General features: G+C 63.3%; 24 protein-coding genes. 9 read left to right on the top strand and 15 right to left on the bottom strand.

The window, feature by feature from the left end; translation table 11 throughout:
• Nucleotides 1–9 precede the first annotated feature (9 nt).
• From ychF to WG900_RS04115, 9 genes are all read right to left on the bottom strand, one after another.
• The gene (gene ychF / locus WG900_RS04155; protein ID WP_339964894.1) at nt 10–1,110 is read right to left on the bottom strand and encodes a redox-regulated ATPase YchF; all 1,101 of its coding nucleotides are present in this window, start codon (nt 1,108–1,110) and stop codon (nt 10–12) included.
• A gap of 73 nt (nt 1,111–1,183) precedes the next feature.
• Complete coding sequence (locus tag WG900_RS04150) at nt 1,184–2,209, bottom strand: SDR family NAD(P)-dependent oxidoreductase (RefSeq protein WP_339964893.1); 1,026 nt, start codon at nt 2,207–2,209, stop codon at nt 1,184–1,186.
• Nucleotides 2,210–2,274: 65 nt separating this feature from the next.
• Entirely contained in the window at nt 2,275–2,781 is a 507-nt protein-coding gene (locus WG900_RS04145) for a P-loop NTPase family protein (RefSeq protein ID WP_339964892.1), read from the bottom strand.
• 5 nt (nt 2,782–2,786) lie between these two features.
• A complete protein-coding gene (pth, locus tag WG900_RS04140) occupies nt 2,787–3,356 on the bottom strand; it encodes an aminoacyl-tRNA hydrolase (protein ID WP_339964891.1) in 570 nt (189 codons plus the stop codon).
• A 99-nt stretch (nt 3,357–3,455) separates the two neighbouring features.
• Nucleotides 3,456–4,061, bottom strand: coding sequence for a 50S ribosomal protein L25/general stress protein Ctc (locus WG900_RS04135; protein ID WP_339964890.1), 606 nt, complete (start codon nt 4,059–4,061; stop codon nt 3,456–3,458).
• 144 nt (nt 4,062–4,205) lie between these two features.
• Nucleotides 4,206–5,060: a TraB/GumN family protein gene (locus WG900_RS04130; RefSeq protein WP_339964888.1), complete on the bottom strand. Its 855-nt coding sequence runs from the start codon at nt 5,058–5,060 to the stop codon at nt 4,206–4,208.
• A gap of 2 nt (nt 5,061–5,062) precedes the next feature.
• Entirely contained in the window at nt 5,063–5,971 is a 909-nt protein-coding gene (locus WG900_RS04125; RefSeq protein WP_339964885.1) for a TraB/GumN family protein, read from the bottom strand.
• A gap of 45 nt (nt 5,972–6,016) precedes the next feature.
• The gene (locus WG900_RS04120) at nt 6,017–6,661 is read right to left on the bottom strand and encodes a hypothetical protein (protein WP_339964883.1); all 645 of its coding nucleotides are present in this window, start codon (nt 6,659–6,661) and stop codon (nt 6,017–6,019) included.
• Nucleotides 6,648–6,842: a helix-turn-helix transcriptional regulator gene (locus tag WG900_RS04115; RefSeq protein WP_310531695.1), complete on the bottom strand. Its 195-nt coding sequence runs from the start codon at nt 6,840–6,842 to the stop codon at nt 6,648–6,650. The genes WG900_RS04120 and WG900_RS04115 overlap by 14 nt, the downstream gene beginning before the upstream one ends.
• A gap of 130 nt (nt 6,843–6,972) precedes the next feature.
• Here WG900_RS04115 and WG900_RS04110 point away from each other — a divergent pair, with 130 nt between their 5' ends.
• The 3 genes from WG900_RS04110 to ppdK all read left to right on the top strand — a co-directional run bounded on the left by WG900_RS04110 (nt 6,973) and on the right by ppdK (nt 13,054).
• Nucleotides 6,973–7,875 carry a glycine--tRNA ligase subunit alpha gene (locus tag WG900_RS04110; protein WP_310531694.1) on the top strand — a complete coding sequence of 301 codons (903 nt, stop codon included), beginning with the start codon at nt 6,973–6,975 and terminating at the stop codon, nt 7,873–7,875.
• The gene (glyS, locus tag WG900_RS04105; RefSeq protein WP_339964881.1) at nt 7,872–10,127 is read left to right on the top strand and encodes a glycine--tRNA ligase subunit beta; all 2,256 of its coding nucleotides are present in this window, start codon (nt 7,872–7,874) and stop codon (nt 10,125–10,127) included. Before WG900_RS04110 ends, glyS begins: the two co-directional genes overlap by 4 nt.
• A 257-nt stretch (nt 10,128–10,384) precedes the next feature.
• Nucleotides 10,385–13,054, top strand: a complete 2,670-nt coding sequence (gene ppdK, locus WG900_RS04100; RefSeq protein ID WP_339964880.1) for a pyruvate, phosphate dikinase — start codon at nt 10,385–10,387, stop codon at nt 13,052–13,054.
• Here ppdK and WG900_RS04095 read toward each other — a convergent pair.
• The gene (locus WG900_RS04095; protein WP_339964879.1) at nt 13,038–13,772 is read right to left on the bottom strand and encodes a class I SAM-dependent methyltransferase; all 735 of its coding nucleotides are present in this window, start codon (nt 13,770–13,772) and stop codon (nt 13,038–13,040) included. The two genes, ppdK and WG900_RS04095, sit on opposite strands and share 17 nt — an antisense overlap.
• On the opposite strand from WG900_RS04095, the gene WG900_RS04090 reads away from it, so the two are divergent.
• The 6 genes from WG900_RS04090 (at nt 13,771) to WG900_RS04065 (ending at nt 18,936) form a co-directional block, all read left to right on the top strand.
• On the top strand, nt 13,771–14,334 hold the full coding sequence (locus WG900_RS04090) for a ComF family protein (RefSeq protein ID WP_339964877.1): 564 nt from the start codon (nt 13,771–13,773) through the stop codon (nt 14,332–14,334). The two genes, WG900_RS04095 and WG900_RS04090, sit on opposite strands and share 2 nt — an antisense overlap.
• Nucleotides 14,217–14,588, top strand: coding sequence for a ComF family protein (locus tag WG900_RS04085; protein ID WP_339964875.1), 372 nt, complete (start codon nt 14,217–14,219; stop codon nt 14,586–14,588). Before WG900_RS04090 ends, WG900_RS04085 begins: the two co-directional genes overlap by 118 nt.
• A 289-nt stretch (nt 14,589–14,877) precedes the next feature.
• Complete coding sequence (hisI, locus tag WG900_RS04080; protein ID WP_339964874.1) at nt 14,878–15,249, top strand: phosphoribosyl-AMP cyclohydrolase; 372 nt, start codon at nt 14,878–14,880, stop codon at nt 15,247–15,249.
• Between the two features lie 36 nt (nt 15,250–15,285).
• Nucleotides 15,286–15,729, top strand: coding sequence for a MerR family transcriptional regulator (locus WG900_RS04075; protein WP_339964873.1), 444 nt, complete (start codon nt 15,286–15,288; stop codon nt 15,727–15,729).
• Nucleotides 15,730–15,749: 20 nt separating this feature from the next.
• On the top strand, nt 15,750–17,552 hold the full coding sequence (locus WG900_RS04070; RefSeq protein ID WP_339964871.1) for an acyl-CoA dehydrogenase C-terminal domain-containing protein: 1,803 nt from the start codon (nt 15,750–15,752) through the stop codon (nt 17,550–17,552).
• Nucleotides 17,553–17,652: 100 nt separating this feature from the next.
• Nucleotides 17,653–18,936, top strand: a complete 1,284-nt coding sequence (locus tag WG900_RS04065; protein ID WP_339964869.1) for a cytochrome P450 — start codon at nt 17,653–17,655, stop codon at nt 18,934–18,936.
• Here the strand turns inward: WG900_RS04065 and WG900_RS04060 are convergent.
• The 5 genes from WG900_RS04060 to tyrS all read right to left on the bottom strand — a co-directional run bounded on the left by WG900_RS04060 (nt 18,933) and on the right by tyrS (nt 23,555).
• Nucleotides 18,933–19,649: a dienelactone hydrolase family protein gene (locus WG900_RS04060; RefSeq protein ID WP_339964867.1), complete on the bottom strand. Its 717-nt coding sequence runs from the start codon at nt 19,647–19,649 to the stop codon at nt 18,933–18,935. The genes WG900_RS04065 and WG900_RS04060 overlap by 4 nt on opposite strands.
• Nucleotides 19,646–20,563, bottom strand: coding sequence for a cysteine synthase A (gene cysK / locus WG900_RS04055; protein WP_339964866.1), 918 nt, complete (start codon nt 20,561–20,563; stop codon nt 19,646–19,648). The genes WG900_RS04060 and cysK overlap by 4 nt, the downstream gene beginning before the upstream one ends.
• On the bottom strand, nt 20,560–21,831 hold the full coding sequence (locus WG900_RS04050) for an MFS transporter (RefSeq protein WP_339964864.1): 1,272 nt from the start codon (nt 21,829–21,831) through the stop codon (nt 20,560–20,562). Before WG900_RS04050 ends, cysK begins: the two co-directional genes overlap by 4 nt.
• 68 nt (nt 21,832–21,899) lie before the next feature.
• Nucleotides 21,900–22,238 (bottom strand): PilZ domain-containing protein, encoded by a 339-nt coding sequence (locus WG900_RS04045; protein ID WP_339964862.1) that lies wholly within the window; start codon nt 22,236–22,238, stop codon nt 21,900–21,902.
• A gap of 90 nt (nt 22,239–22,328) precedes the next feature.
• Complete coding sequence (tyrS, locus tag WG900_RS04040) at nt 22,329–23,555, bottom strand: tyrosine--tRNA ligase (protein ID WP_339964860.1); 1,227 nt, start codon at nt 23,553–23,555, stop codon at nt 22,329–22,331.
• Nucleotides 23,556–23,561: the final 6 nt, after the last annotated feature.

Raw genomic sequence — 23,561 nt, 5'->3', positions numbered from 1 at the left:
TATAGCCGATCAGACGTTGAACTTGAAGTGCATGACGTCACCGTCCTGCACGACGTATTCCTTGCCTTCCTGCCGCAGCTTGCCGGCATCCTTGGCGCCGGATTCGCCGCCGAGACCGATGAAATCATCGAAGGCGATGGTTTCGGCACGGATGAAGCCGCGCTGCATGTCGGAGTGGATCTCGCCTGCCGCGTCCGGGGCCTTGGCACCGCGGTGTACGGTCCATGCCCGCGCTTCCTTGGGGCCAACGGTGAAGAAGGTGATCAGGTGGAGCAGGTCATAGCCCGAGCGGATCACGCGGGCGAGACCGGTTTCGTGGAGGCCCATCTCTTCAAGGAAAACCATGCGCTCTTCCGGGTCCATGCCGACCAGTTCGCTCTCGATGGCGGCGGAGACGATCACGGCATTGGCGCCCTCGGCCTTGGCCTTTTCGAAGACCTTGGCGGAAAAGTCGTTACCATTGGCGGCGCTCTCTTCGTCCACGTTGCAGACGTAGAGTACCGGCTTGGCGGTGAGCAGCTGGGCCTGATTGAACACGCGCAGTTCGTCTTCACCATCAGGACGGGCGAGGCGGGCGGGCTTGCCTTCGCGCAGCAGTACGAGCGCGGGGGCGAGCACGGCGGCGATCAGCTTGTTTTCCTTGTCGCCCTGCGCGGCCTTTTTCTGTGCGGCGGGAACGCGCTTTTCGAGGCTCTCGAGGTCGGAAAGCATCAGTTCGGTTTCGACCGTATCGGCGTCGGACACCGGATCGACCTTGTTGTCGACGTGCTGAATGTCGTCATTCTCGAAGCAGCGCAGCACGTGGACGATGGCATCGACCTCGCGGATGTTGCCGAGGAACTGGTTGCCGAGGCCTTCGCCCTTGCTCGCCCCGCGCACGAGGCCCGCGATGTCAACGAAGCCGAGCTGGGTTGGAATGATCTTCTGGCTGCCGGCGATGGCGGCGAGCTGATCCAGCCGGGGATCGGGCACGCCGACATTGCCGACGTTCGGCTCGATCGTGCAGAACGGATAGTTCGCCGCCTGCGCCGCCTGCGTTTCAGTCAGCGCGTTGAACAGGGTAGACTTGCCGACATTCGGCAGGCCGACGATACCGCAGCGGAAACCCATTTTCTCTTGATCCTATAGATAAGCTGGCGCGCGCTTAGCGGTGTGTTGGCCTGAGCGCCACCCCTGTCGGACCTCAGTCGAGCACGGCTTTCACCCAGACACCGTTCGGGCTGCCCTCTGCCAGCTTGAGCTGAACCTGCCGCGATACCTCGTTGATCGGCTCCTGCGGGCGGCTGACCGGGTGGACTGCCCGGCGCAGCGGGCGAGACCCAGGCGTCATGGCGAGCACTTCGGCGATGGCATTGGGAATGTCGATCGGATCGCTGCGGCCCATGGGAGAAGCCGCCATAGCCGCCGCCACGCGCGCCGGATCCGGGGGCGGGGCCTTCAACCGGGCGACCTGCTCGGCATAGCCACTGGCGTGGCGTTCGGGAATGCGGGCGGCAAGTTCGTTCTGATAACGCGCGCGGTTGATGCCGACACTGGTCGGATAGCCGCCCGGTTCGATGATCAACACTTCGATCCCGTGCGGAGCGACTTCATAGGCAAGCTGCTCGCTCATGGCCTCGAGCGCAAACTTGGTCGGCGCATAGAGCCCGCCGCCGGCCATGACGAAACGCCCCTGCTGCGAGGAGATGTTGACGATCACGCCCGACTTGCGGGCTCGCATTGCAGGCAGGGCGGCGCGCATGGTGCGCAGGGGTCCGAAGACGTTGGTGTCGAAGGCGAATTGCGCCGCCTCCATGTCATGCACCTCGACCGGACCGCCGAAGACCACACCGGCATTGTTGACCAGTACGTCGAGCGCGCCGCCGGCCAGTTTCTCGGCCTGCGCAATGGTCGCATTGACCTGCGCCTCGCTCCGCACGTCGAGCGGCAGGACGGTGATATCGAGCTTTTCGTCCTTGGCGATCTTGCGCAGTTCGTCCGCTTCCGGTCGCGGCAGGTTCCGCATCGTCGCGAAGACCTGGGCCCCAAGCCGTGCATAGAGCAGCGCCCCCACGCGGCCAAAGCCCGACGAGGTGCCGGTGATAAGGATCGACTTGCCCTTGAGATCGGGTTTGGCAGCAGGACTGGCGGCATTGCCTGCCGATGCGGCAAATGCGGCAACAAGGGTACCGGTTCCGGCCAGCACGGTTCTTCTGGTCAGCTCTTCCATCGGAGTCTCCATCGGCCCTTCCCGAAGCGGAGACTATCGCAGCGCGCGCCGCTGTCGAGGTGAAATCAGGCGGGGGGTATAGTCGCCAGCCAGGCATCGGTTTCACGCTGGGATGACAGCTTGATCACTGTTCCCGGGAAGTTGCACAAGGCCTGCCCGTTGCGCTCATGCCAGCCACGGCGGAACGTGGCGACGAAATGGAGGAATTCCCAATTGATATTCTCGTTGCAGCCTTCGGTCATGTCCGGCCGGTTGGTGCCGCGATACTGCCACCAGCGGCGGAATACGCGCCACAGGCATTGCGCGGTGGGATAGTCGAGCCAGACCACGGTATCGGCGCGCTTGACCCGTTCGGGCAGGGTGGAGCCGTAATTGCCGTCGATGATCCAGCGTTCCTGCGCCTGCACCTCGCGCACTTCGCCAAATGCCTCGTCGCGGTCGCGCTCGATCCAGCCGGGCAGCCAGTGCAGCCGGTCCATGTGGTAAAGCGGCAGAGCGGTCCGCGCCGCCAGCGCCCGCGAAAGCGTCGATTTTCCCGCACCCGGCGATCCGATAATCAGGACGCGGCGCATTGGCCTCAGTCCTGCTGGCGCAGCGCGACATCGCTCATGAAACGCACGTCGTCGCCCTTGGTCAGCCATTCGGCCTCTGCCGCCACCGCGCCGAGCATGCTGGCGAGATCGTCCATTTCGGACTTGGCGTAATTGCCCAGCACATAACCGGTCACCCGGTCCTTGTGCCCCGGATGGCCGATGCCGAGCCGCACTCGGCGGAAGTCAGGACCGAGGTGCTGGTCGATCGAACGCAGGCCGTTATGACCCGCCGTGCCGCCGCCCTGCTTCACCTTGACCTTGAAGGGAGCGAGGTCGAGCTCGTCATGGAACACGGTCAGTGCGTCGGTGCCAAGTTTGTAGAAGCGCAGCGCCTCACCAACGGCGCGGCCAGATTCGTTCATGAAGGTCGCCGGTTTCAGCAGCAGCACCTTTTCAGTGCCGATGCGCCCCTCTTGCAGCCAGCCCTGGAACTTCTTCTGCACGGGGCCGAAGTCGTGAAAATCGGCGAGCGTATCGCAGACCATGAAGCCGACATTGTGCCGGTGCATGGCATATTGCGGACCGGGATTGCCTAGGCCGACCCAAAGCTGCACTGAAATTCTCCAAACAAAAACCGGGCCACATCGCTGTGGCCCGGTCTGTGATGGGGCAGGCCTGCCTTCCCCGTCAATGCAGCGGAAAACCGCAGGCGATTATTCGCCCTCGGCCGCTTCGCTCGCTTCGCTGCGCAGTCCCGAAGGGGCAACGATGGTGGCGATGGTGAAGTCACGGTCGGTAATGGCCGAAACCGCACCTGCCGGAAGCGTCACGTGGCTGATATGGATCGAAGCGCCAAGGTCGAAACCGGTCACGTCGATGGCCACTTCGTCAGGAATGCTTTCCGGGTCGCAGACCAGATCAAGCTCGTGACGAACGATGTTGAGCACGCCGCCACGCTTCAGGCCCGGCGAGGCTTCTTCATTGATGAAGTGCACCGGCACGTTGACGTGGACCTTGTGGTCCTTCGAAATGCGCAGGAAGTCCACATGCAGCGGACGATCGCTGACGGGGTGGAATGCAACGTCCTTCGGAAGCGTCCGCACGGTCGTTCCACCAACCGAAATCTCGACGATCGAGTTGAAGAAGTGCCCGGTGCCAAGCTGGCGGCGCAGTTCCTTTTCCTCGATGTGGATCGACTGGGGGTCTTCGTTGTTACCATAAACAACGGCAGGGACGCGGCCTTCACGACGCAGTGCACGGGAGGCTCCCTTGCCTGCCCGATCACGCGTCTCGGCCGGCAGGGTCAGAGTATCGCTCATATGACTAGCCTTTCGAAAAACGAAAAATTGTACAACTTCTCCGTCACGCCTCCAGGGATGACCATGACGGGAAGGGCGCGCCGTTAGCGGGGTTGCGCGGGAAATGCAAGGAATGACGGCGGCCGCAGGGTTGGCCGGCGTGGGCTATTGAACCCGCTTCACCTTCCAACCCCGCTTCTGCATCAGTGCGGGCAGGCCATCATCGGCGGCGAGATGTGCGGCGCCAACGGCGACGAACGGGCGATGCCCCTTGCGCAGCATGTCTTCGATCTGGACGATCCATGCGGCATTGCGGTCCGAATAGAGCGCCTGCCGCAGTTCCGGGTCGGCAAGGATGCCGGTCCGGGTTTCGCGGGCGATCAGCGCCATGTCCCCCTTGCGCCACGCCTCGGCCAGTTCCACCTCGCCGGCCTCGTCGCGGTCATCGCGCAGCGCTGCGTTGAGCAGGTCGCGCTGTTCCTTTTCGGGCAGGGTATCGAATATCCCCAGTTGCCGGCGCGTGCCTTCCAGTTCGCCGCGCGGCTTGCCGGGAACGGCCTTGACCAGCGCGAGGTCGATGCCGTGATCTGACTGCGCGGTCTTGTTGGCCAGTTGGGCCAAGGTAAGCGCGGCGGCCCAGGTTTCGACATTGGCAAAGGTTGCGTCCTGCGCCTTGGTTTCGGCGTAGAGCTTTTGCAGCGCCGGGCGAACCGTTGGATCAACCCGTTCGCTCAGCGGCGGCAGTCCGGGGCTATTGGCCAGTTCGGTAAAGACCGCGCCCATGCCGCCGGTGTCTTCGATATTGGCGATTTCCAGAACGATCATATCGGCGCTCGCCAGCGCCTGATCGATATCGCGCGATCGCCATTCCGCCGCGCGTGGCAGCATGTGGATCGTGCCGAACAGCCAGGCATGCTCGCCGCCCGGACCGGTGACTTCCCACATTGCCGGCTTCGCCTCGTCAGGGCGGGAGCAGGCGGCGAGGGCTGCCAAAGTCAGGGCGGCGAGCAGCTTGCGCATGATTACTGCACCCGGGTGATCTTGAAGCCCTGCTTCTTCAGCATCGACTGCACGCTGTCCTTACCGGCGAGGTGACCCGCACCGACCGCGATGAACACCGTGCCCGGCTGGTCGAGCCGCTGCTTGATCCAGCCGGTCCAGTTACGATTGCGGTTGGTCAGCAGCGCCTTCATCAGCGCCGGATCGGTCTGGTCAGCGTTCATCATCTGGCCCAGCTTCTCATGGTTGCCGACCGCCCAATAGCGCACCATGGAATCGATCTGGCCCTTCAGTTTGGGCATGCCTTTGACGACTTCGCGAAGGTAAGACACCTGCGACTTTTGCGGCAGGGCATCGAAGATGCCGAGCTGGAATTCAGCCGTTTCCAGGCCGATCTGCGGCACCTTCGCTGTCTTGGCGCGAGCCTGAAGCGCCGCTTCGACGCCGCTTTCAGGGGAATAGCCTTCCTTCAGCAGGGGCAGAGTGGACAGCGTCACCGCGACGAACCACGGCTCAAGCGGATCGAGCGCGCCGGCCGGAATGCCGTTATCGGTGAGCGCCTTGGTGACCAGCGTATAGTCCTTGGCCGGCAGCACGGTTTTCAGCGACTGGCCCTTGGGCAGCACCGCCAGCTTGCCGACCAGCGCCTGCATCGATGCCGGCTGGACCTCGGGAATCTCGGTCACCAGCGTATCCGAACGGTCAAGCGCCGTGGCGACCGGACCTTCGAGCCAGGTGATGCCCTTGGGCAGGACGTGGATAGTACCGAACAGATAGATCGTCGTGTCAGGGTCCGACAGCTTCCACAGCGCCGGCTTGGCCGTGGATGGCATGGGGGCGGCGGGCTTGGCCGTTTTGGCGAACGCAGGGGCGCCGGCGAAGGTGATGGCAAGCGCAGCGGCGCAGGCAAAAGATTTCGAGATAAATTTCATGGGGGACTCCTTAAGGCGAAACAGCTTTGAGAAAAGAGGACAAATTCAGCGGAAGCGATGCCAGATCCAGCCAATCGACCAGACGATGATCACCGCCCAGAAAATGGCGAGGCCGTCCGGCTCGAGCAGAATCCCGCCGCGCCAGGCGACCCACCAGCCGATCGAGGCGAAGAAATAGGTGTAGATGCCCAGCACCGCGCCAAAATTGTAGGCAGCCTGCTCGTGCTCATCGGCAGTCTTGTGCCAACGGTAATAGAGCCAGGCGAGCAGGGGTAGCGAGGCCAGCATGACTGCCGCCACGGCCGGGCTGATCGGCGCATTGTATGAAAACACGCTCAGGCCCGCATCGGCACCGTCGGGCGCACCCAGTTGCATCAGGCCGCCCAGTACCGCGCCAAGCAGGCAGGTGCCGAGCACGACCAACTGGTATTCGCGCATCTTCGGCGATCGGGAGAGCGTAAATTTCGTCGCGCCGCGGCGGATCATCCATAGCCCGCCTAGCACCACGGCTGCGGCGACCACATAAACCAGCAGTGACTTCCAGCCGAACGTACCGCCAGCAATCGCCGCCTTGGTATAGCCGACAATTACGCCCAGCGCGAAAACCGCGATCAGGACGCCGCCGATCACCAGCGCAGCGCGTTTGAATGGCGACATTCCCTCGCTGCGGATATCATCAGTGTTGGTCATCGAAGATCTCCTCGATCGAAAGTTCAAACAGCCGCGCAATGCGGAAAGCGAGCGGAAGTGAGGGATCGTGCTTGCCCGTCTCGATCGCGTTCACCGCCTGGCGGGACACGTCGAGGTGTTCGGCAAGATCCGCCTGACTCCAGTTTCGCATCGCGCGCAGGACCTTGAGCTTGTTGTTCATGTCATCAAGACCTGTCCTTATGTCAGGTATACATGACTATATGTCGTGATTCTCTGACAGTGTCAAGACAACCTGACACATCACCATCCGAAGGTTGATTTGCGCCCCTCCATCGGCCAAAGGGCCGCGCATGGCCGAGGTTTCTGCACCGCTTTCCTTCCAGGACATGATCCTGCGTCTCCATTCGTTCTGGAGCGCGCAAGGCTGCCTGATCCTGCAACCCTATGACATGCGCATGGGGGCAGGGACGTTCCATCCCGCCACCACGCTGCGCGCGTTGGGGCCGGAGCCGTGGAAGGCCGCCTATGTGCAGCCGAGCCGCCGCCCGACCGACGGCCGCTACGGTGAGAACCCGAACCGGCTGCAGCACTATTACCAGTATCAGGTGATCCTGAAGCCGAACCCGGAAAACCTGCAGGAACTCTACCTGCAATCGCTGGCCGAGATCGGCGTCGATCCGCTGGCGCACGACATCCGCTTTGTCGAGGACGACTGGGAAAGCCCGACGCTCGGCGCCTGGGGGCTGGGCTGGGAAGTCTGGTGTGACGGCATGGAGGTTACCCAGTTCACTTATTTCCAGCAGGTCGGCGGGTTCGATTGCAAGCCGGTGGCGGGCGAACTCACCTACGGCCTCGAACGTCTCGCCATGTACATCCAGGGCGTCGACAACGTCTATGACCTGCGCTTCAACAACGAAGGCGTGAGCTATGGCGACGTCTTCCTCGCCAACGAGCAGCAGCTGTCGAAGTACAACTTCGAGATTGCCGACACCGAGGCCCTGTTCAAGGGCTTCCAGCACGCCGAGGCCGAGTGCAAGCGCTGCATAGAGGCGGAAATCCCGCTCGCCGCCTATGACCAGGCCATCGAGGCGAGCCACCTGTTCAACCTGCTGCAGGCGCGCGGCGTCATCTCGGTGCAGGAACGCGCCAGCTACATCGGCCGGGTGCGCGATCTCGCCAAGGGATCGTGCCAGGCATGGATCGAAAAGAACCGCGCCCAGTGGGAAGCGAAGTATCCGGGGTGGACGGTATGAGCGATTTCCTCCTCGAACTGCGCTCGGAAGAAATTCCCGCCCGCATGCAGGCCGGCGCACGCGCTGACCTCGAAAAGCTGTTCCGCAAGGAAATGGGTGCCGCCGGCGTGGCTGTTGGCGAAGTCACCGTCTGGTCGACCCCGCGCCGCCTTACCCTGATCGCCCGCAACCTGCCGGAGGCGACAGCCGCCGTTTCGGAGGAAGTGAAGGGCCCGCGCGTGGGCGCTCCGCCGCAGGCGCTCGAAGGTTTCCTGCGCAAGACTGGCCTCACCGAAGACCAGCTGACCGAGCGTGACGGCGTGCTCTTCGCCATCAGCGAAAAGCCGGGCCGCGCCACGGCAGACGTGCTGGCTGAGGCGATCCCCGCCATCGTCCGCGCCTTCCCGTGGCCCAAGTCGCAGCGCTGGGGTGCCGCCTCGATCAGCACCGAATCCATGCGCTGGGTGCGCCCGCTTTCGGGCATTGTCGCGATCTTTGGCGAAGACCTCGTCGCCTGCGAAGTCGGCGGCATTGCGTCTGGCTATGCCACCCGGGGCCACCGGTTCCACTGCCCGGGCGAAATCACCATCGGGAGCGTTTCCGACTATCAGGAAAAGCTGCGCGCCTGCCACGTCATCGTCGATCACGCCGAGCGGCAGGACCTGATCCGCACGAAGGCCAAGGCGGCTGCCGAAGCTGCCGGGCTCACCCTCGTCGAAGACGAAGGGCTGGTGATCGAGAACGCCGGCCTCACCGAATGGCCGGTGCCGCTGCTGGGCCGTTTCGACGAGGAATACCTCGAAGTGCCGCCCGAAGTGATCCAGCTGACGGCGCGGACCAACCAGAAGTATTTCGTCTGCGAAAGCGATGGAAAGCTGGCCAATGCCTTCGTGTGCACCGCCAATATCGAAGCAACGGACGACGGCGCACGTATTGTGGCGGGCAACCGCAAGGTGCTCGCAGCACGGCTCAGCGATGCGCGGTTCTTCTGGCAGCAGGACCGCAAGACCAAGCTGGCGGAGCAGGCCAAGAAGCTCTCGCGGATTACCTTCCATGAGAAGCTTGGAACGGTTGCCGACAAGGTCGAGCGCGTTGCCAAGCTGGCGCGCTGGCTGGTTGAAGAAGGCGTGGTCAAGGGTGCCGACGCCGATCAGGCCGAACTCGCCGCGCGGCTGTGCAAGGCCGATCTCGTCACCGAAATGGTGGGCGAATTTCCTGAACTCCAAGGCCTCATGGGCGGCTACTACGCCCGCGCCGAAGGTCTGCCTGACGCCGTGGCCGATGCGATTGCCGATCACTACAAGCCCGTCGGGCAGGGCGATGACGTGCCGACCGCGCCGGTAACCGTGGCGGTGGCGCTGGCGGATAAGCTTGACACAATATCAAAATTTTTCGAAATCGGAGAATTGCCAACTGGATCCAAGGATCCCTTTGCGCTGCGGCGCGCTGCAATCGCAATTTGGCGGTTGTTGGAAGCCAATCAGATTAGATTAGCCCTTTGGCCCATCGTTGCGGGTCAAATCATGCTGCGCGGCGACGCTACGGTCATGGATGACGTCGTTAAGGAAAAGTTCTGGTCAAAGAGCCGTGACGCAATATGTGCGGAATACCGCTGGGACATTCCGCATAATCGTTTCCCTGATCCTCTTGAGACGCTTTCGGTCGTCGCTGACCAATTGCTCACCTTCTTCGCTGACCGCCTAAAGGTTCAGCAGAAGGAAGCCGGCGTCCGCCATGATCTGATCGACGCCGTGTTCGCGCTCGGCGGCGAGGACGATCTCGTCCGCCTGCTCGCCCGCGTCCACGCGCTTCAGGCCTTCGTCGGCACCGAAGACGGCACGAACCTGCTCGCCGGCTACAAGCGCGCGGCGAACATCCTCAAGAAGGAAGGCTTCGAAGCCGCCTCCACCCGCATTCCGCGCGATTGCGAGGAAGATCCCTTCGCTGCCGTGGACGATCCCGATGTCGCCTATGCCATGCGCGAGCGGGCGGCGGTGCAAAATACGCTGTCCTACACACCAGAACCAGCAGAAAAGGCACTGATCGACGCGCTCGACGCGGCCGGGCCAAAAGCTTCTGCGGCGGTCGCGGCAGAGGATTTTGCGGGGGCCATGGCGGCCCTCGCAAGCCTGCGCGGGCCGATCGATGCGTTTTTTGACCAGGTGACCGTCAACGATGCCGACCAAGCCAAGCGCGCCTATCGCCTCTCGCTGCTTGCGCGGCTGCGCGATGCCGTGCACGGCGTGGCCGATTTCTCACGCATCGAAGGGTAGCGCCGCCGGAATCAGTGTCAACCTGTCATTCAGGGGGCAAAGCATTGATTTTGGGTGCAATTCAGAGGCAACAGGCAGGGTGACACCCTGTCACCTCTGTCACCTCTGTCACCCTGCGCGGGCAAGGCGAGTGCGGCGCTCGCAAAGCAGGCATTTCATGCTGCATCGCAAAATTTCCCTGACTTACCGCCGGCCAGCGGTTAGGCCCGCGCTCACACCGGCATGTGATTCGTCGGTTCAGGAAATGGCGGTTTTCCATGGCTTCTAGCATCTATCCCTTCGGTGGTACGGTCCGCAGCGATGATCCGCGCAGCCGCGACAAGACGATTGTCGGTGGCAAGGGCGCGAACCTGGCGGAAATGGCGGGCATCGGCCTGCCGGTGCCTCCCGGTTTCACGATCACGACCGAGGAATGCGTCCGCTACCTCGCACACGGCGCGGACTTTTCGCCCGAGTTGAAGGACGAAGTCGCCGTAGCACTCCGCCATATCGAGCAGGCCGCCGGCAAGAAGTTCGGCGATGCCGCCGATCCACTGCTGGTCTCCGTCCGCTCCGGCGCGCGGGTTTCGATGCCCGGCATGATGGACACCGTGCTCAACCTCGGCCTCAATGACGAAACAGTGCAGGGCCTCGCCAGCGCCTCGGGCGATGCGCGTTTCGCCTGGGACAGCTACCGCCGCTTCATCCAGATGTATTCGGACGTAGTGCTTGGCCTTGACCACCACTTGTTCGAAGATGTTCTGGAGATCGCCAAGGAAGACAACGGCTTCTACGCGGATGTTGAGATGCAGGCCGAGAACTGGCAGGCCATCGTCGGCGAATACAAGGCCATCGTCCGCAGCGAACTCGGCCGCGATTTCCCGCAGGACCCGCATGAGCAGCTGTGGGGCGCGATCCGCGCGGTGTTCGATTCATGGGATTCGGACCGCGCCAAGGTCTATCGCCGCTTGAACGACATTCCCGGTGACTGGGGAACGGCCGTCAACGTGCAAGCCATGGTCTTCGGCAACATGGGCGACACCAGCGCAACCGGCGTCGCCTTCACCCGCGATCCGGCGACCGGCGAGCGCGCCTATTACGGCGAATGGCTGGTCAATGCCCAGGGCGAGGACGTCGTCGCCGGCATCCGCACGCCGCAGTACCTGACCCTCGCCGCGCGCGAGAAGGCAGGGGCCAAACCGCTGTCGATGGAAGAGGCGATGCCAGCTGCTTATGCCGAGCTGGCCGCCGTGTTCGACCTGCTCGAAAAGCATTACCGCGACATGCAGGACATCGAATTCACCGTCGAGCGCGGGCACTTGTGGATGCTCCAGACCCGTTCGGGCAAGCGCACGGCCAAGGCCGCGCTGCGCATGGCAGTGGAGATGGTCGAGGAAGGCCTGATCGACGAGAAGACGGCGATCTGCCGCATTGATCCGATGGCGCTCGACCAGCTGCTGCACCCGACGCTTGATCCCGACGCGCCGCGTGACGTGCTGGGTTCTGGCCTTCCGGCCAGCCCCGGCGCGGCTTCGGGAGCGATCGTGCTCGATGCCGATACGGCCGAAAAGCGCGCCGAACGCGGCGATGCGGTGATCCTTGTGCGCGTCGAGACCAGCCCCGAGGACATTCACGGCATGCACGCGGCGCGCGGCATCCTGACTGCACGCGGCGGCATGACAAGCCACGCCGCCGTGGTGGCGCGCGGCATGGGCCGCCCCTGTGTTTCAGGCGCCAGCTGTGTGTCGATCGACATGGCATCGCGAACGCTCAAGATCGGTTCCCGCGAACTGGCCGAGGGCGACGTCATCACGCTCGACGGCTCCACCGGCCAGATCATGGCGGGCAAGGTGCCGACCATCGAACCCGAGCTTGTCGGCCACTTCGGCGTGCTGATGGAATGGGCGGACCGCCACCGCCGCATGAAAGTGCGGACCAATGCCGAAACGCCCGACGATTGCCGCACCGCGCGGGGCTTTGGCGCGGAAGGCGTCGGCCTGTGCCGCACCGAACACATGTTCTTCGAGGAAAGCCGCATTTCCGCCGTGCGCCAGATGATCCTCGCCGAGGACGAGGCTGGCCGCCGCGCCGCGCTGGCAAAGCTGCTGCCCGAACAGCGCGCCGACTTCCACTCGATCTTCGAGGTCATGGCCGGCCTGCCGGTCACCGTGCGCCTGCTCGATCCGCCGCTGCACGAATTCCTGCCCCACGCCGATGCCGAATTCGAGGAATTGTCCGAAGCCATCGGCATCGGTGTTCCCACGCTGAAACGCCGCGCCGGGGAATTGCATGAGTTCAACCCCATGCTCGGTCATCGCGGCTGCCGGTTGGGAATTACCTTCCCCGAAATCTATGAAATGCAGGTCCGCGCGCTGTTCGAAGCGGCTTGCGATGTCGCGCAAACTGGTGATGCACCGGTGCCCGAAGTGATGATCCCGCTGGTCGCCACGCGCAAGGAGCTGGAAATCCTGAAGGCGCTGGTCGACCGCACCGCCGCGCAGGTGTTCGAGGAGAAGGGCCGCACGATCTCGTACCAAGTCGGCACGATGATCGAACTGCCCCGCGCCGCGCTGATGGCGGGCGAGATTGCGGAGGTGGGCGAGTTCTTCTCGTTCGGCACCAACGATCTGACGCAGACGACGCTCGGCCTGAGCCGCGACGATTCGGCAAAGTTCCTCTCGGCCTATGTCGAACAGGGCATCTTCGCGCGCGATCCGTTTGTGAGCCTCGACATTGAGGGTGTTGGCCAACTGGTCGGCCTCGCCGCCGAGCGCGGCCGGGAAACGCGCCCGGACATCAAGCTCGGCATCTGCGGCGAACATGGCGGCGATCCGGCGAGCATTGCGTTCTGCGAAGGGCAGGGTTTGGACTACGTCTCCGCTTCTCCTTACCGCGTGCCGATTGCCCGCCTTGCGGCGGCGCAGGCGGCGATCAGCGCCAACCGCTGAAGGTCAGGATTTCAAAGGTCTCGGTAACGCGGCCTTCGCTGTCCGCCAGTGCGGCGAAGGCTTCGCGGGCCCGTGACAGGGCGGCGCGGTTCAGAGACGGGCCGCGATCAACGAGGACATTGCCTAGGCCCTGCGCCCGCAGGTCTGCGACAAGGCTTTCAAACCGGCCGTAGCGAACGTTCAGGCTGCGGCTGTCGACGACCGGGTTGGCATAACCGGCGCGCTGTAGGAGCTGGCCGCCGGCACGGACATCGACCTGCGGATGGAGCCGGGGGGCAGGGCGGTCACCATCGGCGGCAAGCATGACCTCGCGCAGCACCGGCAGCGAACCAGCGCCGAGCATGGTGACGAAAGCCAGGCCTCCGGGTGACAGCGCGCAGCGCGCATGGATCAGCGCCCCGGGCAGGTCGTTGACGGTATCGAGAACGAACGGCAGGACGATCAGGTCGTGGCTTTCGACCGGCCAAGGTTGCTCAAGATCGAAGCAGCCGGCGGCGGAAGCTCCCGGCAGAGTCTGGGCCAGCACACCGGCGCGGTCACCGATCACCAGCGACCGCTGGGGGGCGTGGCGCAGGAAGGACAGGCGGTCCGCCAGATCGTCCGCAACGTCTTCGACCAGGAATCGGGCGGCGTCTGACATTGACTGCATCCGGTCCGCCCGCAGCTGCGCCATTGCACGTCGGTTCGGGGAAAAGATCGCGGGAGGAGCGCCAGACATGCGCGGCTCCTGCCTTGCGTACGAGGGAATCGCAAGCGATAGTCGGCAGTTCATGCAGGTGCCCGCCGCCATCGCTCCGATCGTCAATCTGGTGTTCCCGCCACGCTGCCCGCTGTGCGGTAAAGGCCTGTCAGAGCAGCAGTGCCTGTGCACCGCCTGCTGGAGTGAACTGGCGATGCCCGGCGTACCGTGCTGTAGCCTGTGCCAGCGACAGTTCCCGAATGGCATGCCCGACGGAACCGTCTGCGCGCCGTGCCTCGCCGATCCGCCAAAGCACGACGGGATTGCGGCGGGGACCTTGTACAACGAGGGCAGCCGGCGGCTGGTTCTCACATTCAAGCACGGCCACCGGATTGCACTGGCACCACTGCTGTCGCGCCTGATGATCGCGCGGCTCGGAGACATCGGCCCGAACTGGATCTTGGTCCCGGTCCCGCTGCATTGTTGGCCCACGAAATTGCCCGGGCGAGTGGGGCTACACTGCTCGTCGATGCGATCGAGCGCTATCGCCAGACGCCGAGTCTCGGCGGGCTCGGCCGAAAGGGCTGCGCACGGGCGCTGAGCGGTGCAATCAGGATTAATGCCCGCCGTGCAGCAAGGGTGAAAGGAGCGAAGATCCTGCTGCTTGACGACGTGCTGACCAGCGGCGTGACCAGTTCTGCCTGCGTCTCTGTCGTGCGCCTCGCCGATGCCGAAAGCGTACGGATTGCCTGCTTCGCCCGCGTCCTCGACGAAGCGCTTTCGCACGCCAACGATGCCGCACAAACGAAAACGCCCGGAACCGAAGCTCCGAGCGTTCTCGTGACGAAACTCTAAAGCGCCGGTTTCCCGGTAACGACAAGCGCCCCCACGCTCGCCTCGCCCTAAACCCTCATGCGGTCCGACCTGCCTGACTTTCGGCGGTCGATACCTTTCCCCTGTACCTTGGCGTCTTGGAGACGCCGCCAGTCCCGGCGGGGCAGCCTCCCAGCTGCGCAGCCTGTTTCTTCGACAACGCGCCGAAAGGAAAGAGACAAGCGGTGGCGCGATGGATTTTGCCTCGTAGATGTGGTTATCGTGCAACAAGCATTGCGCGCCCGCACTGAATTTCGACAGAAAGTTCCCGATGACCGATCCTGTGACTGAAGACCGCGAGCAGGGCCAAACCTTCATGCCAAAGTTCGATGCAGCAGGGCTGCTGACCGCGGTCGCCGTCGATTCAGCGGACGGGTCCGTGCTCATGCTTGCCCACATGGATGCAGAGGCGCTCGCCAAGACGCAGGAAACCGGCTTTGCGCATTTCCATTCGCGGTCGCGCGGGCGGCTATGGATGAAGGGAGAGAGTTCGGGCCATGTTCTCCAAGTTCAGGCGATCCTTGTCGACTGCGACCAGGATGCAATCGTCCTGCAATGCGTCCCCGCGGGCCCTGCATGCCATACGCTCGCACCGAGCTGCTTCTATCGGCGGCTGGAGGGTGGCAAGCTCATCCGCATCTAGTTGACGCTTACGTAAAGGGAAGCTACAAGGCGAGGCATGGCCAGTCTCGCAACGCTCCCGCACGCCGGTGCCCACCTCGATCGACCCGATGCGCTCGACCGTGAACATTTCACCATTTCCGACCTGACCGCCGAATTCGGCGTCACCGCCCGCGCGCTTCGCTTCTACGAGGATGAAGGCCTGATCTCGCCGAGTCGGCAGGGACTCTCGCGGATCTACTCGAAGCGCGACCGCGCCCGGCTCGCCTGGATCCTGCGCGCCAAGAATGTTGGCTTCAGCCTGACTGAAGTCCGCGAGATGATCGATCTTTACGATCTTGGTGATGGCCGTGTCGAACAGCGCCGCGTTACGACGGAGAAATGCCGCGCCCGCATCGAACAGATGGAGCGCCAGCGCGCCGACCTCGATGCTGCGATCGCCGAACTTTCCGCCTTCGTCGAACAGATCGAATCGCTCGAACTTCCCCTCAAGAAAAACTGATAAGAGAGAGGTCCACCCCCATGCCCATCTTCAAGGCTCCGACGCGCGATTCGCGTTTTATCATCAACGAGGTCCTGAAGCTCGAAAGCTATGGCAACCTGCCGGGCTTCGAGAATGCGACCGCCGACGTGGTCGACACCGTCGTCGAGGAACTCGGCAAATTTGTCAGCGAAGTCGTCGCGCCGATCAATCTTTCCGGTGATCAGGAAGGCTGCAAGCGGCACCCCGATGGCACGGTGACCACGCCGGCGGGCTTCAAGGAAGCCTATGCCGCTTTTGTCGATTCGGGCTGGGGCACGCTGGCGCAGCCGGAAGATCTAGGCGGACAAGGAATGCCGCACGTGCTGGGGATGCTGCTTGAGGAATACCTCGTCTCGGCTAACCAGTCGTTCGCCATGTATTCGGGCCTGACCAGCGGCGCAGTCGCGGCGGTGAAGGCCAAGGGCACTCCCGAGCAGCAGCAGACCTATCTTCCAAAGATGATCTCCGGCCAGTGGTCGGGCACGATGAACCTGACCGAGCCGCATTGCGGTACCGATCTGGGCATGATCCGCACCAAGGCGGTGCCGCAGGCCGATGGTTCCTATGCGATCACCGGAACCAAGATCTTCATCTCGGCTGGTGAGCATGACCTGACCGAGAACATCATCCACCTCGTCCTCGCCAAGACGCCTGACGCGCCTGATTCGGTGAAGGGTATATCGCTGTTCATCGTGCCGAAGTTCCTGCTTGATGCAGACGGCAACCCCGGTACACGCAATCCCGTCACCTGCGGCTCGATCGAGCACAAGATGGGCATCCACGGCAATGCGACTTGCGTGCTCAACTATGACGGCGCCAAGGGCTGGATGGTCGGCGAGGAAAACAACGGTCTCGCCGCTATGTTCATCATGATGAACGCAGCGCGCATCGGCGTGGGCATCCAGGGTCTGGGCCAGGCGGAAGCTGCCTACCAGAACGCCGTCGCCTATGCCGGTGATCGCCGTCAGGGCCGGGCGCTCACCGGACCGGTTGATCCGGAGCAGAAGGCCGACCTGCTGTTCGTTCATCCCGACGTGCGCCGGATGCTGATGGATGCCAAGGCCTTCACAGAAGGCATGCGTATGCTGGCGATGTGGGGCGGCTTGCTTGTCGACCTCGCACACAAGTCTGCGAGCGAGCAAGAGCGCGCCGATGCCGATGCGCTGATCAGCCTGCTCACCCCGGTGATCAAGGGTTACGGCACGGACAAGGGCTTCGACGTTGCCGTCAACATGCAGCAGGTCTTCGGCGGCCACGGCTATATCGAGGAACATGGCATGAGCCAGTTCGTCCGCGATGCCCGTATCGCGATGATCTATGAAGGCGCGAACGGCGTACAAGCGATGGACCTTGTCGGCCGCAAGCTGGCAATGAACGGCGGCAAGGCGGTTCAGGCCTTCTTTGCCATGGTCGATGCCGAATGCGCTGAGGCCAAGGGCGACGAACGCCTCGCAGACCTCGCCGGACGGGTCGAGAAGGCCAACGGCGAGCTCAAGGCTGCAACCATGTGGCTGATGCAGAACGCCATGACCAACCCCAACAACGCCGGCGCGGGCGCGCATCACTACATGCACATCATGGGCATCGTGACGCTGGGGCTGATGTGGCTGCGGATGGGCAAGGTTGCCTCGGCGGCACTGGCCTCCGGCAGCGGCGACACGGCGTTCTACGAAACCAAGCTGGTCACCGCCAAATACTACGGCGAACGCTACACGCCGGATGCAGGAGCCCTGCGCCGCAAGATGGAAGCGGGTAGCGAAACGATGATGACCCTGCCGCTGGAAGCCTTCGCCACGGCTTGAGGCCTGCCTCCGGCGATATCCTCCCGGTGATCAGGCGGGCAGGTGCATTGCGCGCCTGCTCGCCTGCTGGCAGCTTTCCCTCGCAAGGGAGAGAACGCGCATGTATCCGAAGACCATCGCCGAAATGCGGGTGGACTGGCCAACGCCGGATCACATTCCCGATCATCTTAAGGTCGACCTTGGCTGGGCATCGGGAATGACGCCCAACGATCTGGTCGATCCCTATGAGCCGTGCGCCTGGCTATCCGGGGCTGACGTGCCGCCGCTGCTCTATCAACCAGCGTCACCGAACAACCTGCAGGTCGGCGCGTCCGGCGGAGCGGGCGGCGGGCGCGGAACCTGGGTTGTCACCCATTACGCCGACATCAACCGCGTCTATTCCGACAACGAGGTTTTCTCGAACAAGGGAACGGCCGAATTTCAGCGCATGATCGGCGAGACGTTCCGCTCGATCCCGCTGGCAATCGATCCGCCCGAACATCAGAAGTACCGCCTGTTCCTCATGCCGCACTTCTCGCCGGCGCGGGTCAACCGGATGCAGGACGATATCCGCGCTGTCGTGGTCGAGATGATCGAGGAGTTCCAGCACAAGGGCGAAGTCGACATCGCCCATGACTTCGGCCGCGTCTTTCCGGTGCGCATCTTCATGGGCCTGATGGGTTTCCCTGCCGCCATGTTCGAGGAATTCCTCGAGTGGGAGTGGAACATCCTCCACGGCGGCACGCATGAAAAGATGGCCTGGGCTCTGCGCTCAGTCCTCGATTTCCTGGGTGGTTTCATCGCTGAAAAGGAGGCCAACCCCGATGACGGGCTGGTCTCATCGATTGTTCACGGCACGATCGAAGGCAAACCGCTGACCGATGACGAAAAGATCGGCATGGTCTGGTTCCTCTGGCTCGGCGGGTTGGATACGGTGGCCGCAACGATCAGCCAGATGTTCCGCCGCATGGCGCTGCAGCCGGAAATTCAGGAGCAGCTTCGCGCCGATCCCTCTCTGATACCGACCGCAGTCGAGGAATTCCTGCGCACCCAGCCGATTCTCAGTTCGACCCGCTCCGCCAAGTGCGATTTCGAATGGCACGGTCAGCAGATCAAGGCCGGCGACACCTTCCAGTGCCTCAACCCGTCAGGCAACTTCGACCCCGCCCAGTTTGACGACCCGCGCACATTCGACCCGGCGCGCAAGGCGAACCGGCACTTTACCTTCGTCGGCGGCGTTCACTTGTGCCTTGGCGCGCCGCTCGCCCGGCGCGAATTGCGCATCCTGCTCGACGAATGGTTCAAGCGGATCGGGCCGTTCAAGGTGAAGGAAGGGACGGACACGACCGTCTTCCCGTTCCTGCTCTCGATCCGCAACCTGCCGATTGTCTGGGACGTAGCCTAGTCGGACTGCGGGCCGAAAACCTCGTCACACAGGTTCATCAGCGCAGCCCATGACTGGCGGTCCGCGCTGGCGTCATAGCCGATAGACGCCATGCCACGGGCATCGCTGCCCGGATCGGTGAAGCCGTGCTTAACGCCGCTATAGGCGTGGAAGTGCCAGTCGGCAGCCACGGCATCCATTTCCTCCCAGAATTCCGCCACCTGTTCGCGCGGGACCAGCGGATCAGCATCACCGTGACAAACGAGTATGCGCGGGCGGATCGGCTGATCTGCCTTGCGCCCGGTGGAAAGAATGCCGTGAAAGCTGGCGACCAGTGCAAGGGCCTCACCGGCACGCGCCAGTTCAAGGACGGCCTGTCCGCCCATGCAATAGCCCACTGCGCCGATTGGCAGGCCGCCAACTCCGGGAAGCTCACGCAGCACTGCCAACGCTGCGGAAAGTCGCTGCCGATAGTGATCGACATCGGCGCGCAGTTTTTCCGCCAGCGGCTTCGAGGCCTCGAAATCCGCAACCGGCTCGCCGTAGAAGTCAGCAATCAGCGCGAGAAACCCCGCCTCGGCAAGCATGGTCGCGCGCCGCTCGATGAGCGCGGTAACGTTGGCAATGGTAGGATAGACCACCAAGGCACCGCGCGCCGGTCCTGACGGACGGGCCAGCCAACCCGTCAGCCCGCTGTCACCATCACGGTAATCGATCCGCTGCAGCCCGCTCATTCGGGCAGGAAGTCCGGAACCGAAAGGTAGCGCTCGCCCGTATCATAGTTGAACCCGAGCACGCGGCTGCCGGCGGTCAGGTCAGCCAGCTTCTGCGAAATCGCTGCCAGCGTCGCGCCCGAGCTGATGCCGACGAGCATGCCTTCCTTGGTCGCGCACTGGCGCGCCCATTCCTTGGCATCGGCAGGATCGACCTGGATCGCGCCATCGATCGACTGGGTGTGCAGGTTGCCGGGAATAAACCCCGCGCCGATGCCTTGGATCGGGTGGGGGGCCGGCTGACCGCCAGAAATGACCGGCGACAGCGTCGGCTCAACGGCATAGGCTTTCATGTCTGGCCAAGCCTTCTTGAGCGTTTCCGCGCAGCCCGTCAGGTGCCCGCCGGTGCCGACGCCAGTGATCAAGGCATCGATCGGCGTCTCGGCAAAATCGGCGAGGATCTCCTGCGAGGTCGTGCGCACGTGGACTTCGATATTCGCCGGGTTCTCGAACTGCTGCGGCATCCAGCTGCCCGGGATTTCGGCCAGCAGTTCCTGCGCGCGGGCGATCGCGCCCTTCATGCCCTTTTCACGCGGCGTCAGGTCAAAGGTCGCACCGTAAGCGAGCATCAGGCGGCGGCGTTCGATCGACATGGAATCCGGCATGACGAGGATCAACTTGTAGCCCTTAACGGCGGATACCATGGCCAGACCGATGCCGGTGTTGCCGCTGGTAGGCTCGACGATGGTGCCCCCCGGCTTCAGGCTGCCGTCGGCTTCGGCGGCCTCTATCATGGCGAGGCCGATGCGGTCCTTGATCGAACCGCCGGGATTGGCGCGCTCGCACTTGATCCAGACCTCATGGTCGGGGAACAGCCGCGAGAGGCGGACGTGCGGGGTATTGCCGATGGTTTCGAGGATCGAATCGACCTTCATGGCGCTTGCTCCTTTTCGCGATATTGCGGTGCGAATGTCCGTGCGTTCTTGAGTTCCGGGAAAATGAATGCCCAGGCGACGGTGACCAATATGGCTCCGACGCCGCCAAACACAACCGCTGCGACCGCGCTGTGCAGCAGGGCCGCCACCGTCCCGGACTGCATCTCGCCCAGTTCGTTCGATGCCGAGATGAACAGCCCGGAAATCGCGCCGACCCGGCCGCGCATTTCGTCAGGCGTGCTCAATTGCTCCAGCGCCGAGCGGATATAGACCGAAACCATGTCCGCCGCGCCAAGTGCCGCCAGGCAACCTAGCGAGAATACGAAATTGGTCGAAAGGCCAAAGCCCACGGTGGCGAGACCATAGGCCCCAACGCCCACCAGCATCTTGGTGCCGACCTCCCTTTCGATCGGCTTCCACGACAGGATGAACGCCACGACCGCAGCTCCGGCTCCCGGCATGGCGCGCATCAGGCCCAGGCCTTCGGAACCCACGTGGAGGATGTCGCGGGCGAAGACGGGAAGCAAAGCGGTCGCGCCGCCCATCAGCACCGCAAACAGGTCGAGCGTGACGCATCCAAGGAGGAAGCGGTTACGCCGCAAGAAGCGGAAGCCTTCGATATATTGACGGATCGGATGAGTTTCACGGTCGCTTGCAGCTTGTGGCACAGGTCCGATCGTCAGCAACGAAACCGCCGACAATCCCAGCAGAACCGTCGCCAGCGCATGGGGCGACCAGGCAAGCACGGCAAAGAGTAGGCCGGCAACCGTGGGCCCGATCAGCGACCCGAACTGCCATGCGGTTGAGCTTATGGCGATGGCGCGCGGCATCAGCGGGGCGGGGACGACATTGGGCACCATCGCACTCAGCGACGGGCCAAGAAACACCCGCGCCGCACCGTGCGCGGCCGCAAGGGCAAAAAGCACGGGCAGGGAATGAGTCCCGATCGCCGTGACATAGGTCAGCGCCCCGGCAATCAGCAGGTCGAGCAAGGTAGCAAACAGGGCAATGCGCCGGCGATCGAACTGGTCAGCAAAGACGCCGGAAACAGGGCTCAGCAGCGCATAAGGCACGAACTGCGCCAGCCCCAGCAGGCCGAGCAGGAACGAGGCATCGACAATGGACATGGCATAGTCGCTGCGCGCCACGTCATAGATCTGGTAGCCAAGGATGACGACCATGCCGGTGGTTGCGACCACCGCGCAGAAGCGGGAAAGCCAGATGCGCCGGAAAGCCGCAATCTGGAACGGGCTGGTCGGTTCAGTCACCGCCGATCAATGGCAGCAGGAATCGCCCCTGCCAAGCAGAGGCTTGGTTGCTTGCCGGATAGCTGTACTTAACGCGTACGGCGCAGGCGCGGGTTCGGTTGGAGCGTGTCGATCAAGGCAAAGAAATCGTCCGGCCGCACGATGCGTTCGAACTGGAACCCGCCGCGTCCTTCGGTCACCCAGATCAGGTGTGCTTCAATCCGGCCGACATGGGGCAAACGGATGACAACCCGTTCACCGCGGGTCAGGGGCAGGTCGCCATCGACCATGAATCCATGCGCCGAGATGTTGACGATATGCATGTGCAAGTCACCGAGCCGGCGATGTTCGCCGATGACCTTGTGGTCCACCGGATGACGCGCAGCGCGGCGCATATCGGTGACCGTAAGTTGTGCTCCGACTGACATTGCCTTTGGCGACTCCTTGTTCGCGACTTACGGCAAGTCTTTGCCGCAAAATGGCGAAAAAAGAGTAAAACGAGGAAACAATTTGCCGGGTCAGGCAGGTCGCAAGACGCCGTGTTTCTTCTTGCCCGAGGAGATGCGATGTTCGCAACCACCGGGAATGTGGTGGTTTTCATCGGTCACCGCTTCGCCTTCGATCCTCGCGCCGCCGCCTGAAATTAATCGCTTGGCCTCGCCCCGGCTGGCCGCGAATCCGATTCCCACCAGCGCATCGATGATTCCCATGCCCTCTGCGGGCAGGGCCAGCACCGGAAGATCCTGCCCAACGCCGCCGCCCGCAAAGGTGGCGGAAGCCGTGGCCTGAGCTGCATTGGCGGCATCGGCGCCTCGGCACAGCGCGGTCACTTCGTTGGCGAGCACGACCTTGGCCGCATTGATCTCGCTACCTTCAAGCGATTCGAGTCGCGCAATCTCGTCGAGCGGCAGGTCGGTGAACAGGCGCAGGAACTTGCCGACGTCACGGTCATCGACGTTCCGCCAGTATTGCCAGAAATCGTAAGCCGGCAGCTGCTCCTCATTGAGCCAGACCGCGCCGGCGGCCGTTTTGCCCATCTTGGCACCATCCGCCGTGGTCAGCAGCGGCGTAGTGAGGCCGAACTGTTCCTTGCCTTCCATCCGGCGCGTCAGTTCGATGCCGTTGATGATGTTGCCCCATTGGTCCGATCCGCCCATCTGCAAGCGACAACCGTGGCGCAGCGCCAGTTCGCGGAAGTCGTAGGCCTGCAGGATCATGTAGTTGAATTCGAGGAACGTCAGCGGCTGCTCGCGGTCAAGGCGCAGCTTCACCGAATCAAAGGTCAACATGCGGTTGATCGTGAAATGCGGGCCAACGGTGCGCAGCAGTTCGATATAACCGAGCTGCGAAAGCCACTCGTCGTTGTCGACCATGATCGCGTCGGTCGGACCATCCCCGAACGTCAACAGCCGCTCGAACACCGTGCGGATAGAGGCGATGTTGGCCTGGATGCCCTCGGAGGTGAGCATCTTGCGGCTCTCGTCCTTGCCGGATGGATCGCCCACCTTGGTGGTTCCGCCGCCCATCACGACAATCGGCTTGTGACCGGTCTGCTGCAGGCGGCGCAGCATCATGATCTGCACCAGACTGCCGACATGGAGCGATGGCGCCGTGGCATCGAAGCCGATATAGCCGGGCACCACAGCCTCGTTCGCAAGCTTGTCGAGCCCATGGGCATCGGTCAGCTGGTGAATATAGCCGCGCTCGTCGAGCAGGCGGAGCAGGGAGGATGTGTAGCTGGTCATGGCGTC

The organism is Novosphingobium aquae, from assembly GCF_037572715.1.
Lineage (GTDB): Bacteria > Pseudomonadota > Alphaproteobacteria > Sphingomonadales > Sphingomonadaceae > Novosphingobium > Novosphingobium aquae.
This window is presented reverse-complemented; position numbering and strand designations above follow the sequence as displayed.